This is a genomic window from Flavobacterium hungaricum (genome assembly GCF_015182285.1).
Classification (GTDB): domain Bacteria; phylum Bacteroidota; class Bacteroidia; order Flavobacteriales; family Flavobacteriaceae; genus Flavobacterium; species Flavobacterium hungaricum.
Map to the genome: position 1 here is coordinate 1266514 of NZ_PRDM01000001.1, position 16809 is coordinate 1283322.

Sequence of the window (16809 nt, forward strand, 5' to 3'; positions counted from 1 at the left end):
AGTTTATCGTAAGTTAATTAATTTTAAATATTTTGAAGTATTAAAAGCTGTAAAACTATTTATTAATTTTTATGAAGATGGTTTGATAGAAGAATGTCCGTGCAAAAAGGAATTTTTTTATAATATAACTGTACTTAAATAATTTTTACTCCGTGTCTTGTCCTAAAATAGGTTTACACAAAAGTGTAAAAAATATGTAAAGTTATTAGAAGGTAATAGTATAGGCATTAATATGACTGAAAATGGAGATCCGTTAGAAAATGCAATAGTAGAACGCGTTAATGGTATTATAAAAGAAGAATACCTAGATTATTATAAAGTCGTTGATAAACATGAAGCCAAAGAATTATTAGATGCCGTTATTAAACTATATAATAATGAAAGACCACATGTGAGCGTAGGCAACCTTACACCAAGTCAAGTACATCAATACAATGTAAAAAGAGAAAAATTATGGAAGAATTATTATGTAAAAAGTCCTATTATTGTAAAGCTATAATAGGACTAAAATATGGCTGTAAATTTATTTTAGGATTAAGTATAAATATGTAAACTTTTTTCAGTACGAGACAATCTTGCGGGCACGAGCGAGACGCTCTCGCTAGCGGTGTCTTATTCTGGAGACATAAATCTTAATTAAAGTAAAAATTGAAAAAATATATACTCATAATAGTAACAGGCGCTATTTTTTTATTTTCAGTCAATTATTATTGGCAAAATAGGTATGTTGAACTTCGTCCCGTAGTTCCAAGAGAGGATTTGCATAGACCCATTTTTTTCTCCGAGATATTTCACAATCAACTATTTAAAAACGCTAATTTAAATGAAGTTCCACGATATTATTATAAAAACATGAAGTATGTTTTAGATAGGGAATCTCAAGAATATATTCTAAAAAATGGAGTGATTTACATTAAATATAAATATATGAATGATATGGAAATGATATGGAATTACACTACCAAGACAAGTAATTTAGACTGGTTTAAATCGCAAAGAGATATGGATAGTATAAATGGGGATATAAAAAATAAAGAAGAATTAGATAGAATTATTAAAGGGTTTCAAAAGTAATAAACCTCGCACTCATTTATATTTATAAAAAAAAAAGAGACTCAAAAAAGTCTCTCAGTAAAATCGATATATCTTTATAAAAAAAATTATTTATTTAATAACTTCTCCAAAACCTTAATCTGTTCATCTTTAGCTTTTAAAAGTTCTAAATTCAATCTTTTAATTTCTTCTAAAGCTTCAATCCATTTTTCCATTGGATTTACATTGAAAGTCGGGTAATAGTTGTAGCCATTAGATTGGTCATTAAATGTATTAGAAATAATATTCACCGCTTGTTCTTCATCAAAATTCTGAAAAGCTTCAACAGGAATTCTCAATGAGTTTGAGATTTGTTTCAGTATATCATTTTCAATAACGTCTTTTTGCTCCAGCATCGAGATTTTCTTTTGGTTCCAGTCATCTCCCAGATCAAAAGCCAAAGCTTCTTGTTTAATGCCAAGCATTTCTCTAAAACGTTTTACGTTTCTTCCCTGATGTATTTTCTGTTCCATAATGAATGTCAATTTTTCTAAAAGCTCAAAGATAAAGCCATTTGGCTAAAAATCCTGATCTCAAAGATAAAAAAATATTCTTTTGAAATATTTCGTTTTGTAAGATTATTATATCTGTATTTAGAATAGTTTATCCTTTTTAAAAATTAGAATTTCACTTCAAAATTTTAAAGCACTTTGATTAAGAAAATGAATCATATTTATTCTGAAACGGAGTAAATTTTTACCGCAAAGTTCGCAAAAGTTTTTTTTTGCTATTCTTATCTTTTAGTCACGCAAAGTCGCAAAGACGTTAAGTTCTGTTTAGAAAAGCGAGTCTTTTTATAAACAAAAACGCCACAGATTAACACAGGTTAATCCGTGAAAATTTGTGGAATTCGTGTTTAAATATTTTGTAGGTTATCGTCTTTACGTAAATTTATTTTGTGCTCTTTGCAGAAAATCTACTTAGGATCCTATTTCTTTCAGAATATGCGGGTATTTGATTGAAGTATGTAAGATCATTTCACCAAAAAGGGTATTGGCCCATGCAAACCAGGAACGGGTAAATTTGTTGACATCATCTTTGTGAAACGATTCGTGCATAAAACCAGTTCCGGCATTGGTTTTAATTAAGTTACTGATGCAGGCTATAATTTCTTTTTCGTCAATACTGGTAATCGCTCTCAAAACAATACTCATAGGCCAGATGGTGTTTACGCCGGTGTGCGGGCCTCCAATTCCTTCTCCGGCAGTACCTTTATAAAAAAACGGATTATTGTCTGATAAAACGACTTTTCGGGTATTTAAATAAAGAGGATCGGCAGCAGAAATGGCGCCCAAGTACGGCAGTGAAAGCAAGGAAGGAACATTGGCATCATCCATCATATGAAAACTTCCGTATCCGTTTACTTCAAAAGCAATTATTTTTCCAAATTTTGGATGCTCTATGATTCCATTTTCATTTAAACCTTTTTGTACCTGTTGCTGCAGTTCGTTGGCTTCGGCAGCCAATGCATCATCTCTTAAAGCTTTGCTGGAAAAGAGCTCCACCATATAACCCAGAATTTCGATTGCAAACATGTTGCTTGGTATCAAATAACCAAACAAAGTCGAATCGTCGCTTGGTCTAAAAGTAGAGACAATCAGTCCGCAGGGTTTTACCGGATAACCATAACCGTTCAGCGGTACTCCGTCTGTAGCCCATGCGGTCTCGCGCATAAAGCTGTAAGGGCCGCCTTTTCCATCCATTCGCTGTTGTTCTTTAAAAGTTTTCAGAATCAGCTTCATGGCTTCTTTCCATTTATGGTCAAACATGCTGATATCGCCGGTTTCTTTCCAATATCCGTGGGCTAGTCGTACAGGATAACATAAGCTGTCAATTTCCCATTTTCTCTCATGAATTCCGGGTTTCATTGCCGTTATATCATTTTTCCATTCACTAACTTTAGTAAAATCTTTATAAAATGCATTAGCATAAGGATCCAGCAGTATGCATTTTGTCTGACGATTAATAACGCCTTTAATTAATTCTGCCAGTTTCGGATCTTTTTTTACAAGAGAGATGTAAGGCCAGATCTGTGCTGTACTGTCGCGCAGCCACATTGCATCTATATCGCCTGTAATTACGTAAGTGTCTGGCTTACCGTCTATAATTTCAAATTCTACAGTAGTATCAAGCGTATTTGGAAAACAGTTCTCAAAAAGCCATGCCAGCTCCGGGTTTGCGATCTGTTTTTTTACTTTTATAATTGTATCCTCAACCGCTTTACTCGTAAATTTTCTTTCTGTAATCGGAGGTCTTTTTGAAATGAAATCTTTTAAAGGAAACTCAAAAAGATTAGAATTAAATCCAAAAACATCATTTTGGACTGCTAATAATCCGGCGGAAAAAATGCCGGCATTTTTTAAAAATTTTCGACGAGTCACCATATTTTTTTTGTAAAAGTTTGAAATTAGACTGAAAAGTAGTTCAAAAACATAAATTAACGACTTTTTTTATTGGAGTTGATGAGTTTTAGATGAATAACAATTTTAAAACCATGAACAACATTTTACATCTGCTTAATGTCAAAATTTGTGCTGAAATACACTCGTTTTTACTGGGTTTTGTTAAAATATTTTAGAGTCTTAAAAATGTTAATTTATGCTTTTTTTATGAAAATTTTTCTTCTTCTTAAAATGAATTAATGTCAGTAATTATAAGGTTTAAGAGATAAATATTGAATTTTAAAGTTAAAAATGAATATTTTTTGTAGATGAAATTTTATTAAATCGTTTTTGTAAATCGATTTAATATATATATTTGTTTAACAAAATTTACTTGATTTTAATATAAAATTAACAATTTGTGAAAAGGATAACTATAAAGGATATCGCAAAAGCCGCAGATGTTTCTGTTACTACTGTTTCGTTTGTTCTTAACAAAAAAGGAGAGAGCAAAGGAATCAGCCGAGAAGTAATAGAAAAAGTTATTAAAGTAAGTGAAGAAATGAAGTTTAAGCCCAATATGATTGCCAGCAGTCTGCGTACCGGCAAAACAAGATCTATAGGGCTTATTGTTGAAGATATTTCGAATCCTTTTTTTTCAGATTTGGCAAGAATTATCGAAAGAGAGGCTGCAGCATTAAAATACAGAGTTTTTTATTGCAGTACCGAAGGTGACGACCAACGTGCAGAAGATCTTGTGCAAAGCTTACTGCAGGCTAATGTAGATGGATTTATTGTAACTCCTACCGAGAAGATGAGAGATGTAATAGATCATTTAGCAGCATTAAAATGCCCTGTCGTTCTGGCCGACAGTTATTTTGAAGATCAAGAAGTGAGTCACGTTGTTTTGGATAATTATGAAGGAGCTCAGGCAGCAGTGGAATACTTGTTAGAAAATGGATTTACCAAAATTGCTTTTATAACCAATTATTCGCAGTTAATTCAAATGAATTTAAGAAAGCAGGGGTATAGTAAAGCATTACAGACCGCTGGTTTTTATGATGAATCCAGAATTCTTGACATGGATTATCATTTAAGCGAAGCAAATCGTATTGAGACAATCAGTACATTTTTAATACATAAACCAGAAATCGAAGCGGTTCTCTTTGGAGCCAATTATTTACTGCTCGCCGGTCTGCAGTCTTTTAGGAATCTCGGGCTTAAAATTCCGACTGATAAGGCAGTAATCAGCTTTGATGATCACGATAGTTTTAGGCTTCATTCGCCTCCAATAACCGTTTTAGCGCAGCCCATAGAAGAGATTGGAAAAACGGCGGTTGGATTATTAATGGAACAGATGGTCAGCATTGATGACTTTAAGGCCGTCCGGGAAAAGAAGAAAGGACGCCTTATTATTAGAGAATCTGTTTAAATAAGTTTTTTTTAATGCAATTACTAAATCGATTTATTAAATCGATTTAGCACCCTTTTACATGCCAATTTTTAACGTATTAACCACCAATAAAAACAACTGCTTATGAAAAAAAATTAGAGAATTAGAGACACAGCATCAGATGATTACAATTTCTAATGGAGGAAAAGTAATTTGAAATTGCAGACTATTCTTCTGTGGAGCAGAAGAATTTCTAAAAGTTAATGACCAAACAACCAATTCCAATCAAACCAAATTAATATGAAAAAATTGTTATACGAAGTACTGTTAGTTTTTCTAGCGGTACTGTGCTTTCAAGAAACACATGCTCAAAACAATGCTATTTCGGGTGTAATTACAGATAATGCCGGTATTCCTGTGCCGTATGTGAATGTTAAAGAAAAAGGAACAAAGCAAGAAGTTACCACAGACGAAAATGGAGTTTTTAAAATAGCAGTACAACCCGGAGCGACCTTAATCATCAGCGCAATTGGTTTTAAGACTGTAGAATTAAAAGCGAAACAAGGAATCGAAATAAAATTAGGGACAGACACCAATGAGCTAGAAGGGCTTACGGTTACGGCATTAGGACAGACTAAAAAAAATAAATCGATTGGTTATGCCACAAGTATTATAAAATCGGATGCGATAACAAAAACAGCTTCACCGACAATTGCCAATTCTTTATATGGTAAAGCACCTGGTGTGCGTATTTCTTCGACTCCAGGAGGGGCAGGAGCAATTAATATTCAGATTCGTGGAATAAATTCGATTACTGGTAGAAACCAGCCGCTTATTATTCTAGATGGTGTGCCTATTCGTGATAATGAGATTAAAAACAATGATTATTGGAATGCACCTCGTGTAAAAAGTAATGGACTTGCTGATATTAATCCTGAAGATATTGAAAATATTTCGATTTTAAAAGGAGCTTCAGCCGCAGCATTATACGGCTCTGAAGCCGTAAATGGAGTAGTTTTGATTACTTCTAAATCGGGCAGAGGGAAAAAAGGATTAGGTGTTGACTTCAGTACGAGTTATTCGGGTAATCAAATCGCATATATGCCAAGATTTCAGTATGAAAGAGGTCCAGGCTGGACCAATGCCAATTATTCGACCGGATATTTAGCACCAGACGGTTTTGAACGTTATGATACAGATGGAGACGGAATACGTGAGACCAGAGGGGTTTCTGCGAGTACAAACAATTTTGGGCCATGGTTTGACGGACAGCCAGTGATGTCGTGGGATGGAGTAGTTCGTCCGTATAGTCCTCAAAGAGATGGATATAAAAATTTATTCCAAAATGCTTGGGATGCCACAACGAACATCGCGCTTACCAATAATACTGAAAACAGCAATATTCGTTTTTCTTATACACATATTGAATCTGAAGGATTAAGTATGGGCAACAATAACAAAAAGAATACTTTTAATTTGAATACCTCATTTAAAACGGGTAAATTAAAAACAGATGTTATTGTGAGTTACATGAATCAGAAAGTGCATAATCGCAGCTTAGCAATGGATCGTCTGGTAAATAACTTTACCGGAATGTTGAGTCCATTTGATAACGGGGACTGGTACAAAGAAAAATACAAAACTAGTTTAGGATATAAATTCGTTACAGGGCTGCAGGGAGTAAGCTTAACTCCAAATGAAAACATTATCCGTAATGGTTTCAAAACGGATATTGGTGATTATTTTTGGAACACCAATGCGAAACAACAGGATGAGATTACCAACCGTTTGATTGCAAGTGTTACAGAAACTCTTTCGATTACCAGCGATTTAGCCTTGCGAGGTCGTATTTCGACAGATTTAACTTCCGTTAATATAGAAAATAAAAATCCGGTAGAAATTCCTTTGGTTTACCAATTTGGCGGAGACGGAGATGTTTCGGGATCTTTTATGATGGAATCTAATGACTATAATATTTTGTATGGTGATTTATTATTGACTTACAATAAAAAAATAAATGATTCTTTTGGCGTTAATGCTGTTGTTGGTTATTCTGGTACACAGGAAACGGCTAATACTTTGACGCGTTCTACAAATCGAGGTTTAAGTGTTGAAGGATGGTACGATATGAAGTCGTCTATAGGTATTGCGACAAGTAATTCTACCAGATACAAAATGATTAAAGATGCTGTTTTTGGAACATTGAGCGGGAGCTTCAAAAACTATTTATTTATTGAAGGAACTATTAGAAGAGACCGTACTTCTACAATGAATCCAAACAATAATGCCTTTACTTACCCATCTGTAAATACAAGTTTTGTATTGTCTGATGCGGTGAAGCTGCCAGAGTTTATTAGTTATGCAAAAATGCGAGGTTCATGGGGTATCGTGGGGAATTATCCAGATCGTTACAGAGCTAACGTTGCATTTGTTCAAAATACTTTGGGAACTCAGGGAACATTAAGTCCAGTTTTAATTACAAATTCTCAAGATCAATATGGAAATGAGGGTATAAAACCTGAAATGAAAAATGAGTATGAACTTGGTTTTGAAACTAAATTTTTTAATAGAAGATTAGGATTAGATTTCTCTTATTACAATGCTAAAATTAAAGATCAAATTCTTGATTTAACTCTTGCACCAACTACGGGAGCAAGTAAAATATTAGCTAATGTTGGAGAGTTAAGCAATAAAGGATTTGAAGTGGCTTTGACAGGATCTCCTTTTAGAACAGAAACATTTTCATGGGACGTGACCTTAAATTGGGCTAAAAACGAAAACAAAGTTTTAAAATTAGCGAATGGTGCCACTGAATTATTACATCAAGATTATGATGGATCTGCGGCTCAATTAAAATCTGTTGTAGGGCAGCCAATGGGAGGAATTTATGCACACCCTGTTAAAACAGATGCAAATGGCAATAAATTGGTAGATTCTGACGGTTATTATATGATTGATGGCGATAAATGGGAAAAATACGGAACAGCTACACCAAAAGGTGTGGGAGGTTTAATAAACTCATTTACCTATAAAAGCGTAACATTAGATGTAAATATCGATTATTCTTATGGAGGTTATTTGATGCCTACTGGAGTTAGCTGGATGACATCAAGAGGATTAACGGAAGAGTCACTAAATTATAGTACTAATGATCGCGGCGGTTTAACCTATTATATGGATGGCGGTAAAGGAGTTCAGGTTCCTAACAGCGCTACAACAGGACCTGGCGGGCAGACATTATACCGCGATGGTATGCTGATGGATGGTTTAGCTCCAGACGGTACACCAAATACAAATGTGATCTCTCAGGCAGGATATTATAATATGACTTACAACTGGGGAGGCCCGCAATACAGCAGCTCACGTTACGAATTGTACATTCAAAAAAATAACTATGTTAAATTGAGAGAAGTTTCTCTTGCGTTTAATGTGCCGTCTTCATACGCTAGTAAAATTGGCGCAACTAAATTGACTTTTTCTGTTTTTGGGCGTAATTTATTTTATCTCTACAGAACAATTAAAGATATGGATTCTGAAGCAACTACATCGGGATCAAGATGGTCTGAAAACGTAAACAATGCTGGATTAGCGCCATCAACTAGAAGTTATGGTGTAATGCTGAGAGCATCTTTCTAATTTGATAAATTATAATTTAAAAATAGACAACATGAGAAAATTAATATATACATCATTAGCAGCAGCGGCTCTATTTTTGGGCTCTTGTTCAGAGGATGATTTTGCAGATGCCTATAGAGATCCAGAAACAGTAGTGACTACCAATATGCCTAAGCAGTTTGCTGGATTTATGAAGATTAATTTTGAAGACGTAATTCCGTCATATTGGAATTATTATACTGTAATAAGATCAACCTCTCTTAGTTATACGCAAGGCCATGGATTTGTCAATTCAACAGGGCGTTATATTCCGGGACCAGCAGTAAACGATAGATGGAATAGATATTATAAATTTATTACCCAATACAGAGAGTTAGAAAATGTAATGGCTGCTTTGTCTCCTGCAGATCAGACAGAAAACAGAATCTACATGCTTACTGCAACGATTTATTTATACGACCACACTTCAAAAATGATTGATAATTTTGGAGATATTCCTTTTTACGACGCAGGTAAAATTAGTTTGACAGGCGGTAATTATGCTGCAGCATCGGCTAAATACGACAAACAAACAGATCTTTATATAATGATGCTGGATCAATTAAAAGCTTTTTCTGCAGAGTTGAACACCATTACTTTATCTGCTAAATTAGACGTTGAATTCAAAAATCAGGATTTAATTAACAAAGGAGATTTAGTAAGCTGGAAAAACTATTGCAACTCGCTGCGATTGAAATTATTAAATAGAGTTTCTGCTGTTCCTGCTTTAGCCTCAAGAGCAAATTCTGAAATAGCAGAAATCATTGCAGAGGCAAAAATTGTAGATGAAAATGCAGAAAACATAGCATTTAGAGTTTACACATTGGATACGGATTTGGATACTGCTGGCTTTATTGATGCTTTAGAAGGTGCGAATAATAACATTGCTCCAAAACCAATGATTGATCATATGAATGCTAATAACGATCCGCGTAAAACATGGCTGTTTGAAAAAGGAGTCAGTTCAACAGATTTTGTAGGGCTTGATCCGTCGTTAACATCAGGAGCGCAGCAGCAATTGATCGCTGATGGAAAAATTGCGATCTACAACAGATCTGTAATCAGCAGAAATAAATGGCTTCCAGGAACATTGATAAATGCAGCAGAAGTAAACTTACTATTAGCAGAATATTATACCAGAAATGGGAATGCTGCTACAGCAAAAACGCATTTCGAAAAAGCAATCAGACAATCAGTTGAATATTATGTAAGATTGGGAGATAAAGCAGATGTATTAACTTGGAAACCAACAACAGAACCAACAGCAGCAGAGATTGAAGCTTATATTACGGCTATCAATTTTGCAGGAGCTACAACTGCAGCAGCTCAATTAGAATTAATTGCGTTTCAAAAATACATTCACTACAATGTTATGCAGGCAGATGAATCTTGGGCAGAGCAGAGAAGGCTTAAACTTCCGGTTTTATTCTTTATGGAAGACGAAACAAGCAGTATTAGAAAAACGCCTCCTACACGCTGGACTTATCCAAATTCAGAAAGTGTTTATAATCCTGATAATTACAATGCTGTAAAAGCAAATGATAATTTGAGTACCAAAATTTTCTGGGATGTAAAATAGTATTTTAGAGTTACTAACGTCCTATAAACCTTGATTGTATTTTCAATCAAGGTTTTTTTTTAGGAATATGTAGAGTTAATCTTTCTCCAATAAGAAAAATAGCATACCGTTTCAATACTATTAAACAGAATTTTCAATAACCATTCGTAGAGAAAATCATTTCTTTCACGACAAAATAAGGCGTGCTGGTCTAGTTTATTTTTCGGATTTTCAAAATATACATAGTATTGCAGTTACAATTGTATTAGTTTACTCTCTGTTTATTAATTAGTTATATTCTAAATGCAGAAGTACAGCTTTTCTAAATACCCAATAGTATGAAAACAAAAAGATATTTCTATTCCTGCCTGCTTTTAGGCATTGCGATTGTTTCGTGTTCAAAAGACAGTGATAGCGAGGACGAAACCATCGTTACAGCTGATTCGGTAACAATTAGCGCAGCGACAGCAAAGGGAACTGCCGAAGGATCGTCAGAGACTGGAGCGAATGCAGATGATATATTGGCCAATTCTACTTTTACTTCTACAGTTAAAATTACATTTAACGGTACCACTGCAACAGTCGAAAACGGAGTAACTGGAGTAACCGTTACCACTTCTGGCGCAGATGTTACAGTAACTTCTACTGCTGCCGAAATAGCTTACGAAATTACTGGTTCGACAACAGACGGAATGCTGAAAATCTACAGTGATAAAAAATACAAACTAACTCTAAATGGCGTATCAATTAGAAACAGCGATGGGCCGGCGATTAACATTCAGTCTGGTAAGCGTGCTTTTATTGTCTTGAACGGAACAAACACTTTAGAGGACGGAGTTACTTATACCACTTCTACAGAAGACCAAAAGGGAACTTTTTTTAGCGAAGGACAGCTTATTTTTTCAGGTACAGGCATTCTTAATATTACAGGGAACAATAAACATGCTATTGCTGCAGATGATTATGTGCGTGTACAAAGCGGTACGATTACGATCACCAAAGCTGCTTCAGACGGTATTCATACCAATGACGGAGTTTATATCGATGGCGGTACTCTGAACATCAATGCCTCGAGCGACGGGATCGAAGCTGAAGAAGGACCCATTGTGATCAACGCGGGAACCATTACAATTACTGCAGCAGATGACGGAATAACGGCTTCGTATGATACCGATACTACCATAGATCCGTATGTGGTAATCAATGGAGGAACGATTTCTATCACAACTACCGGTACAGGAGGAGAGGGAATAGAGAGTAAAAGCACCCTTACCATAAATGGCGGAACTATTAATATTAAGGCTGTTGATGATGGAATAAACGCTGGTAAAGCAATTTATATTAATGATGGAACCATTACCTCGTATAGTACCACAAATGACGGAATTGATTCTAATGGCACACTTACTGTAACGGGCGGTAAAATCTTTGCTATAGGAGCCAAAAGCCCAGAAGAAGGTTTTGATTGCGATAATAATACCTTTAAGATCACAGGCGGACTTTTAGTTGGTGCAGGAGGAGCAACCAGTTCACCAACTGCCAGCGTATCGACTCAGGCTTCTGCTATTTTGGGCAGTGGAAATGCGGGAATTATATACAGTGTATTAGATCCTGATAACTCAGAAGTAATGACCTTCAAATCTCCTGCAAGTTTTACAACTTTGCTATTATCAGGCAGTAAATTCAGCTCGGGTAAAACTTATAAACTGGTTACGGTTTCTAGTGTTGCCAATGCTTCAGAATTTAATGGATTATACTTAGGCGGAACCTTTAGTGATCCTGTACTATCTTCAAGTTTTACATTAACCTCTATGGTGACTAAAATAGGAGGAAGTACCGGCGGAGGAAGGTAATAAAATGGCAAACGCAATGCTGTAAATTAATTTTTGAATAAGTAAAAACAAGTCCATGCCTGCTCGGGTGTGGACTTGTTTTTTTGCAACGATATTGTCAATCCCAGAAAAGAAGCCGGCAGATTAACTTGTAAAACTTAAAATTTTATATTTGATTTTGACAGATACAATAAAACGAAGCTTTGTACGATTCCTTTTTTAACTTATCTTCGCTGTCTGTACATTTCCAAATACATTTAACTCCTAAAAAACTAATCTGTGGAAAAAAATCATGATACTGCAGCAGAAAATCAGCTTAAACGCGGGCTTACTAACCGACACATTCAGTTAATAGCCTTAGGCGGCTCTATAGGAACAGGTCTTTTCCTCGGCATTGGCCCGGCTGCCGTATTAGCAGGGCCGTCTGTTATTTTAGGATATGCCATTGCCGGAATTATCGCTTTCTTTATTATGAGACAGCTTGGCGAAATGGTTGTAGAAGAACCTGTATCGGGAAGTTTTAGCTATTTTGCTTATAAATATTGCGGTTCTTTTGCAGGTTTTGCATCAGGTTGGAATTATTGGATTTTATATATTCTAGTTAGTATGGCCGAACTTACAGCCATTGGAGTTTATGTACAGTTTTGGTGGCCCGAAATTCCGTTGTGGGCATCCAGTTTGTTTTTCTTTCTGGTTATTAATGCTTTGAATTTTGCCTCTGTAAAAGTGTACGGAGAAACAGAATTTTGGTTTTCAATTATAAAAGTGGTCGCGATTATTGCCATGATCCTTTTCGGAACTTATTTGCTGATAAGCGGTACAGGCGGAGCAAACGCCACGATTCATAATTTGTATAACGATGGAGGTTTCTTTCCAAAAGGTTTCTTCGAAAAAACGGCAAACGGTGATTTTCAGGGTTTATTAACCGCAATGGCGCTGATTATGTTCTCTTTTGGCGGTTTAGAACTTATTGGAATTACTGCTGCTGAGGCCGAAAATCCAGAGAAAAACATTCCAAAAGCAACCAATCAGGTTATTTATAGAATTCTTATATTTTATGTCGGTGCGTTGGTTATTTTATTTGCTTTGTCGCCTTGGAGACAGATTACGACAGACAGCAGTCCGTTTGTGATGGTTTTTCAAAATCTTAACGGAATGGAATTTGAGTTCTTTGGCAGCAAAATATTTTTTACAAGTCTTATCGCCAATGTATTGAATCTAATTGTATTAACCGCTGCTTTGTCAGTTTACAACAGCAGTGTTTACAGCAACTCACGAATGTTATTTGGTTTAGCAGATCAAGGCAGTGCGCCAAAGTTTTTAAAGAAACTCAACAAACATTCGGTACCCGTTAATGCTATTTTAATTTCTTCTTGTTTTGCTGCAATCTGTATTTTAATCAATAAAGTAATGCCAGAAGAAGCTTTTAGTATTTTAATGTCTTTAGTCGTTTCTTGTCTGGTGATTAACTGGGTCATGATTTCGTATACGCACCTTCAATTTAGACGTGCAAAAGACAGAGAAAACACCAAAACAAAGTTTGCTTCTATATTTTATCCTGTAAGCAATTATATCTGTTTCGCTTTTTTATTGGGCATTTTATCCATCATGTGGATGACGAATATGAAGGTATCCGTAGAATTGATTCCTATTTGGATCGGGATTCTTTTTGTGTTTTATAAAGTTTTTAAAGGGAAAGAGAAATAAGTTTTCCTAAATTATTAGTGTCCCAATTAAAACTTAATTAAATAAAAAAATGAAGCAAAGAAATATCTTTCTTATTGTATGTATAGCTGTACTTTTTAATTTTAGCTATTCGCAAAATCCTGAAAAGAAAAAACTAGGTGTAATTTTTAATATTAATGGTCCATACAGAATAACCAGACAAGTAATGTCTAATACGGTTGAAATATCAAACGTAGACAAAAAGGATATGTTTAATGGTGCTTATAAATTTTTAGAAACAGGAAAAGGAAACCCGACTGAAAGATTAATTAATGGCTATTTAAAAAATTTAGCTTCATTAAATGTTGAAATTATTCAAATAAAAGATACCATTAGTAAAGCAAATAACCCAATGTTCGTTTGGACAAAAAGAGAATTTGTAAACGATGATTTAAAAAAAACAAAAGAGAAATACAATTTGGACTATTTACTTATTGTTAATGGGTATTTTGGAATAGAATTTGAAAATGCGGGAGCTTTTAATGGAGATAAAAGAACAAATATATTTTTGAATAATGATTTAATAAATTTAGAAACGAATGAAGTAGTTTCAGATTTTAATGTTGGGAATATCAGCAATGTAAAAAAGAAAAATATACTTAGCCCTCCAAATTTTCCGAATTTTGATGAAAGCATGAATAATCTTTTAAATGATAAAGTTTTACCTGAAATAGAACGTAAAATTAAAAAAAGAATAGTTATACTTTAAAAGAGTCTAGATAGCGATTTCCTTTGTTTTTTATAAGGTTTTTTAAGAAGGACAACTAAAATAAACCCCGTTCCCCGCTGGCGCGAGCGTCTCGCTCGTGCGGTCAATGCAAAAAATTAATTTAAATTATTTCTATAGATAATTATCGTAAACGTATTTCTGAATTAAAACGTTCACGAGCGAGACGCTCGCGCCAGCGGGGGATCGGGGTTAGTAACTATCTTTTAGAAGTTATGAAAAATATGTTAACTATTATCTTAATAAGTTAATTTTTATTTTGTTAAAAAAAATCTCATAAATGTATATATTGCTATTAGCTTTATTGTGAAAAAATGAAGAGAAAATCAAAATATCACTAAATGAAAGATAAAACGACAAAGGTTTATAAACCTAAAATAAAAGACTACGAAAATTTTAATTTATCCTTTCCAGAAGTAGATCAATTACTTGACAAAATAGAGGTTATAAAAAGAAGAAAGATCAAAGATATAAATAATCAAATTAATTATATTGATCCTCTTAACCATGTCAAAACTCTTAAAAATCCAGTAAATCATCTAATTGTCGGTAGAAGAGGTTCTGGAAAAACTTCTCTATTGATTAAAGTGATTGAGGAAATTAGAAAAGCAAATGGATTAGTTACAGTTGTAGACATGCAGGGAAAACAACGGCAAGGATCTGATTTACCTTTAATTGAAGTTCTCACATATTTATTTAAGGATTTAAAAAAAACATTAGAGCTTGACAAAGACTGGGAACCATATTTGATTAGAAAAACAAAAGTAAAATATTACAGACTAAAATCTCTTTATTATGGTCTTATTAGTAAAGCGATTTGGAATAATAATATAGTTGAAAATGATAAACTTTATAATCAAATTTCTTCAATCATAAATCGTTTAAATATTATAAAAGAAACTCCAAATGAGGCAACTATTTTAATCAACAAATCCAACAAAAAGAAACTACAGAGCGACAAATCTTTTAAATCCTTAGTTTCTATTGGGGCAGATTCTAAATATCTCGATTTAATAAAGGCTGCTTCCTCAGTAGAAGCTTCTTTTTCAATTATAAGTCAAAATGAATCAAGTAGCGAAAATAATTTCGAATATAGTGGTAAATATTCTAAGATAGAAGCTTTGGATGAACTAAAACAAGATATTATAAATTGTCTTGAATCATTTTATAAAAAAGAAAAAAGACCTGTTTTTTTAATTCTTGATGATTTTTATCAAATTCCCATTGATAATCAACCATTCATATTTCAATATTTACATGATTTAAATAAAGAGACTAGTGACATGGCATTTTCGTATAAAGCCTGTTTAGTACCAAATAGATTTAAACTGAATGAAGACCATAATAAAATTTTATCCCATAAAGATGATTTTAGTACAATAAATCTTGATCGAGAATTTTGCGAATTAGAATCAAATAAAGATTTACTTTTTAAAATTTTATGCAGTATAGATCCAAAGCTTGATTTTACAACAATTCGAATTAATAAATTATTTAATGATACAGTTGTAATTAATGATTGCATTAGAGCTTCGGGAGCTTTACCGCGTTATTTTCTAGATGTCTTTAGTCATATGGTAAAGTATTCAAAAGCTGAGAATAAGAATAAAATACATAAGATGGTATTATCTCAAGTAATACGTGAGATTAAGAAAAGTAAAGATGGTCTTATTGCTGAAGAAGCATATTTACCAGATGATCAAATTAGAAAATTATATAGTATAATTGAAGAGGAGGTTGTTCATGGATTGCAAACAAATGTAATTTTATATCCTTATATTTCTTTTAAAGAAAATGAGGATATTCTTAATACTTTAATTAATCTTGGATATATCCATAGAATTAAGGAGAATGTGATGGTAAATAGAATTAATTATGTCCCTTTATTTATTGATATGATATTTACTCATACTAAATCAGAAAAAATGCCTAAAAATTTTAAGGATGTAAAATTTTGGGAAAAAGATGGAAAAATTCTTTTAAGTTGTAAAATTTGGGAATTTAACAAGGAGAAAATATTAGAATTACAGAACGATAGTGCTGCTTAATAGACAAAACCAATAACAGCTACTGCAACGGATTTGAGCAATTGGATTAATGAAAAGTTGGTTTTAGTATTTGCGATGATTTGACAAATACCAGAATAGGCATTAATTTAATTCCAAACTGTTTGTAACGCGAGAATGTTAGTATTGAGAGACCAAAAAAAAGAAAACATGAATAATAAACCTGTAAAATACTTAGATAATATTCTAAAAATTCTTGCTAAAGACTTTGGGAAATCCCTTTCCATTCAAGAAATTCAAAATCAACTGACCCCTCGCTGGCGCGAGCGTCTCGCTCGTGAACGCAATCTAAATATATTTGGGGATAAGATCTTTCATTAATATTTTATTAAATTTATGGAAATTCTATGCTTTGTGTTCACGAGCGAGACGCTCGCGCCA

The 16809-nt window shown here is 33.7% G+C and carries 12 protein-coding genes; 10 read left to right on the forward strand and 2 right to left on the reverse strand.

The window, feature by feature from the left end; genetic code table 11:
- The first annotated feature begins 226 nt into the window (after positions 1–226).
- Both C4F50_RS05485 and C4F50_RS05490 read left to right on the forward strand, forming a co-directional pair.
- Positions 227–499 (forward strand): integrase core domain-containing protein, encoded by a 273-nt coding sequence (locus C4F50_RS05485; RefSeq protein ID WP_348536986.1) that lies wholly within the window; start codon positions 227–229, stop codon positions 497–499.
- 149 nt (positions 500–648) lie between these two features.
- Positions 649–1074, forward strand: a complete 426-nt coding sequence (locus tag C4F50_RS05490; protein ID WP_193845408.1) for a hypothetical protein — start codon at positions 649–651, stop codon at positions 1072–1074.
- A gap of 86 nt (positions 1075–1160) precedes the next feature.
- Here the strand turns inward: C4F50_RS05490 and C4F50_RS05495 are convergent, their stop codons facing one another.
- Both C4F50_RS05495 and C4F50_RS05500 read right to left on the reverse strand, forming a co-directional pair.
- Positions 1161–1565 (reverse strand): helix-turn-helix domain-containing protein, encoded by a 405-nt coding sequence (locus C4F50_RS05495; protein ID WP_193845409.1) that lies wholly within the window; start codon positions 1563–1565, stop codon positions 1161–1163.
- A gap of 447 nt (positions 1566–2012) precedes the next feature.
- A complete protein-coding gene (locus tag C4F50_RS05500) occupies positions 2013–3476 on the reverse strand; it encodes a glycoside hydrolase family 125 protein (RefSeq protein WP_193845410.1) in 1464 nt (487 codons plus the stop codon).
- Positions 3477–3894: 418 nt separating this feature from the next.
- Between C4F50_RS05500 and C4F50_RS05505 the strand changes: the two genes are divergently transcribed.
- From C4F50_RS05505 to C4F50_RS05540, 8 genes are all read left to right on the forward strand, one after another.
- Positions 3895–4905, forward strand: coding sequence for a substrate-binding domain-containing protein (locus C4F50_RS05505; RefSeq protein WP_193845411.1), 1011 nt, complete (start codon positions 3895–3897; stop codon positions 4903–4905).
- Between the two features lie 261 nt (positions 4906–5166).
- Positions 5167–8502, forward strand: a complete 3336-nt coding sequence (locus tag C4F50_RS05510) for a SusC/RagA family TonB-linked outer membrane protein (protein WP_193845412.1) — start codon at positions 5167–5169, stop codon at positions 8500–8502.
- Between the two features lie 31 nt (positions 8503–8533).
- The gene (locus tag C4F50_RS05515) at positions 8534–10099 is read left to right on the forward strand and encodes a SusD/RagB family nutrient-binding outer membrane lipoprotein (protein ID WP_193845413.1); all 1566 of its coding nucleotides are present in this window, start codon (positions 8534–8536) and stop codon (positions 10097–10099) included.
- A gap of 317 nt (positions 10100–10416) precedes the next feature.
- Positions 10417–11931, forward strand: a complete 1515-nt coding sequence (locus tag C4F50_RS05520) for a carbohydrate-binding domain-containing protein (protein ID WP_193845414.1) — start codon at positions 10417–10419, stop codon at positions 11929–11931.
- Between the two features lie 258 nt (positions 11932–12189).
- On the forward strand, positions 12190–13617 hold the full coding sequence (locus C4F50_RS05525) for an amino acid permease (RefSeq protein ID WP_193845415.1): 1428 nt from the start codon (positions 12190–12192) through the stop codon (positions 13615–13617).
- A gap of 49 nt (positions 13618–13666) precedes the next feature.
- Positions 13667–14344 (forward strand): hypothetical protein, encoded by a 678-nt coding sequence (locus C4F50_RS05530; RefSeq protein ID WP_193845416.1) that lies wholly within the window; start codon positions 13667–13669, stop codon positions 14342–14344.
- Positions 14345–14703: 359 nt separating this feature from the next.
- Positions 14704–16410: a P-loop NTPase fold protein gene (locus C4F50_RS05535; protein WP_193845417.1), complete on the forward strand. Its 1707-nt coding sequence runs from the start codon at positions 14704–14706 to the stop codon at positions 16408–16410.
- Positions 16411–16578: 168 nt separating this feature from the next.
- The gene (locus C4F50_RS05540) at positions 16579–16749 is read left to right on the forward strand and encodes a hypothetical protein (RefSeq protein ID WP_193845418.1); all 171 of its coding nucleotides are present in this window, start codon (positions 16579–16581) and stop codon (positions 16747–16749) included.
- The last annotated feature ends 60 nt before the right edge of the window (positions 16750–16809 follow it).

What these genes read in the sequence shown, in the direction of transcription:
- C4F50_RS05495 (WP_193845409.1), bottom strand. Translation starts at nt 1,565, where the DNA reads ATGGAACAGAAAATACATCAGGGAAGAAACGTAAAACGTTTTAGAGAA.
- C4F50_RS05500 (WP_193845410.1), bottom strand. Translation starts at nt 3,476, where the DNA reads ATGGTGACTCGTCGAAAATTTTTAAAAAATGCCGGCATTTTTTCCGCC.
- C4F50_RS05510 (WP_193845412.1), top strand. Translation starts at nt 5,167, where the DNA reads ATGAAAAAATTGTTATACGAAGTACTGTTAGTTTTTCTAGCGGTACTG.
- C4F50_RS05515 (WP_193845413.1), top strand. Translation starts at nt 8,534, where the DNA reads ATGAGAAAATTAATATATACATCATTAGCAGCAGCGGCTCTATTTTTG.
- C4F50_RS05520 (WP_193845414.1), top strand. Translation starts at nt 10,417, where the DNA reads ATGAAAACAAAAAGATATTTCTATTCCTGCCTGCTTTTAGGCATTGCG.
- C4F50_RS05530 (WP_193845416.1), top strand. Translation starts at nt 13,667, where the DNA reads ATGAAGCAAAGAAATATCTTTCTTATTGTATGTATAGCTGTACTTTTT.
- C4F50_RS05535 (WP_193845417.1), top strand. Translation starts at nt 14,704, where the DNA reads ATGAAAGATAAAACGACAAAGGTTTATAAACCTAAAATAAAAGACTAC.
- C4F50_RS05540 (WP_193845418.1), top strand. Translation starts at nt 16,579, where the DNA reads ATGAATAATAAACCTGTAAAATACTTAGATAATATTCTAAAAATTCTT.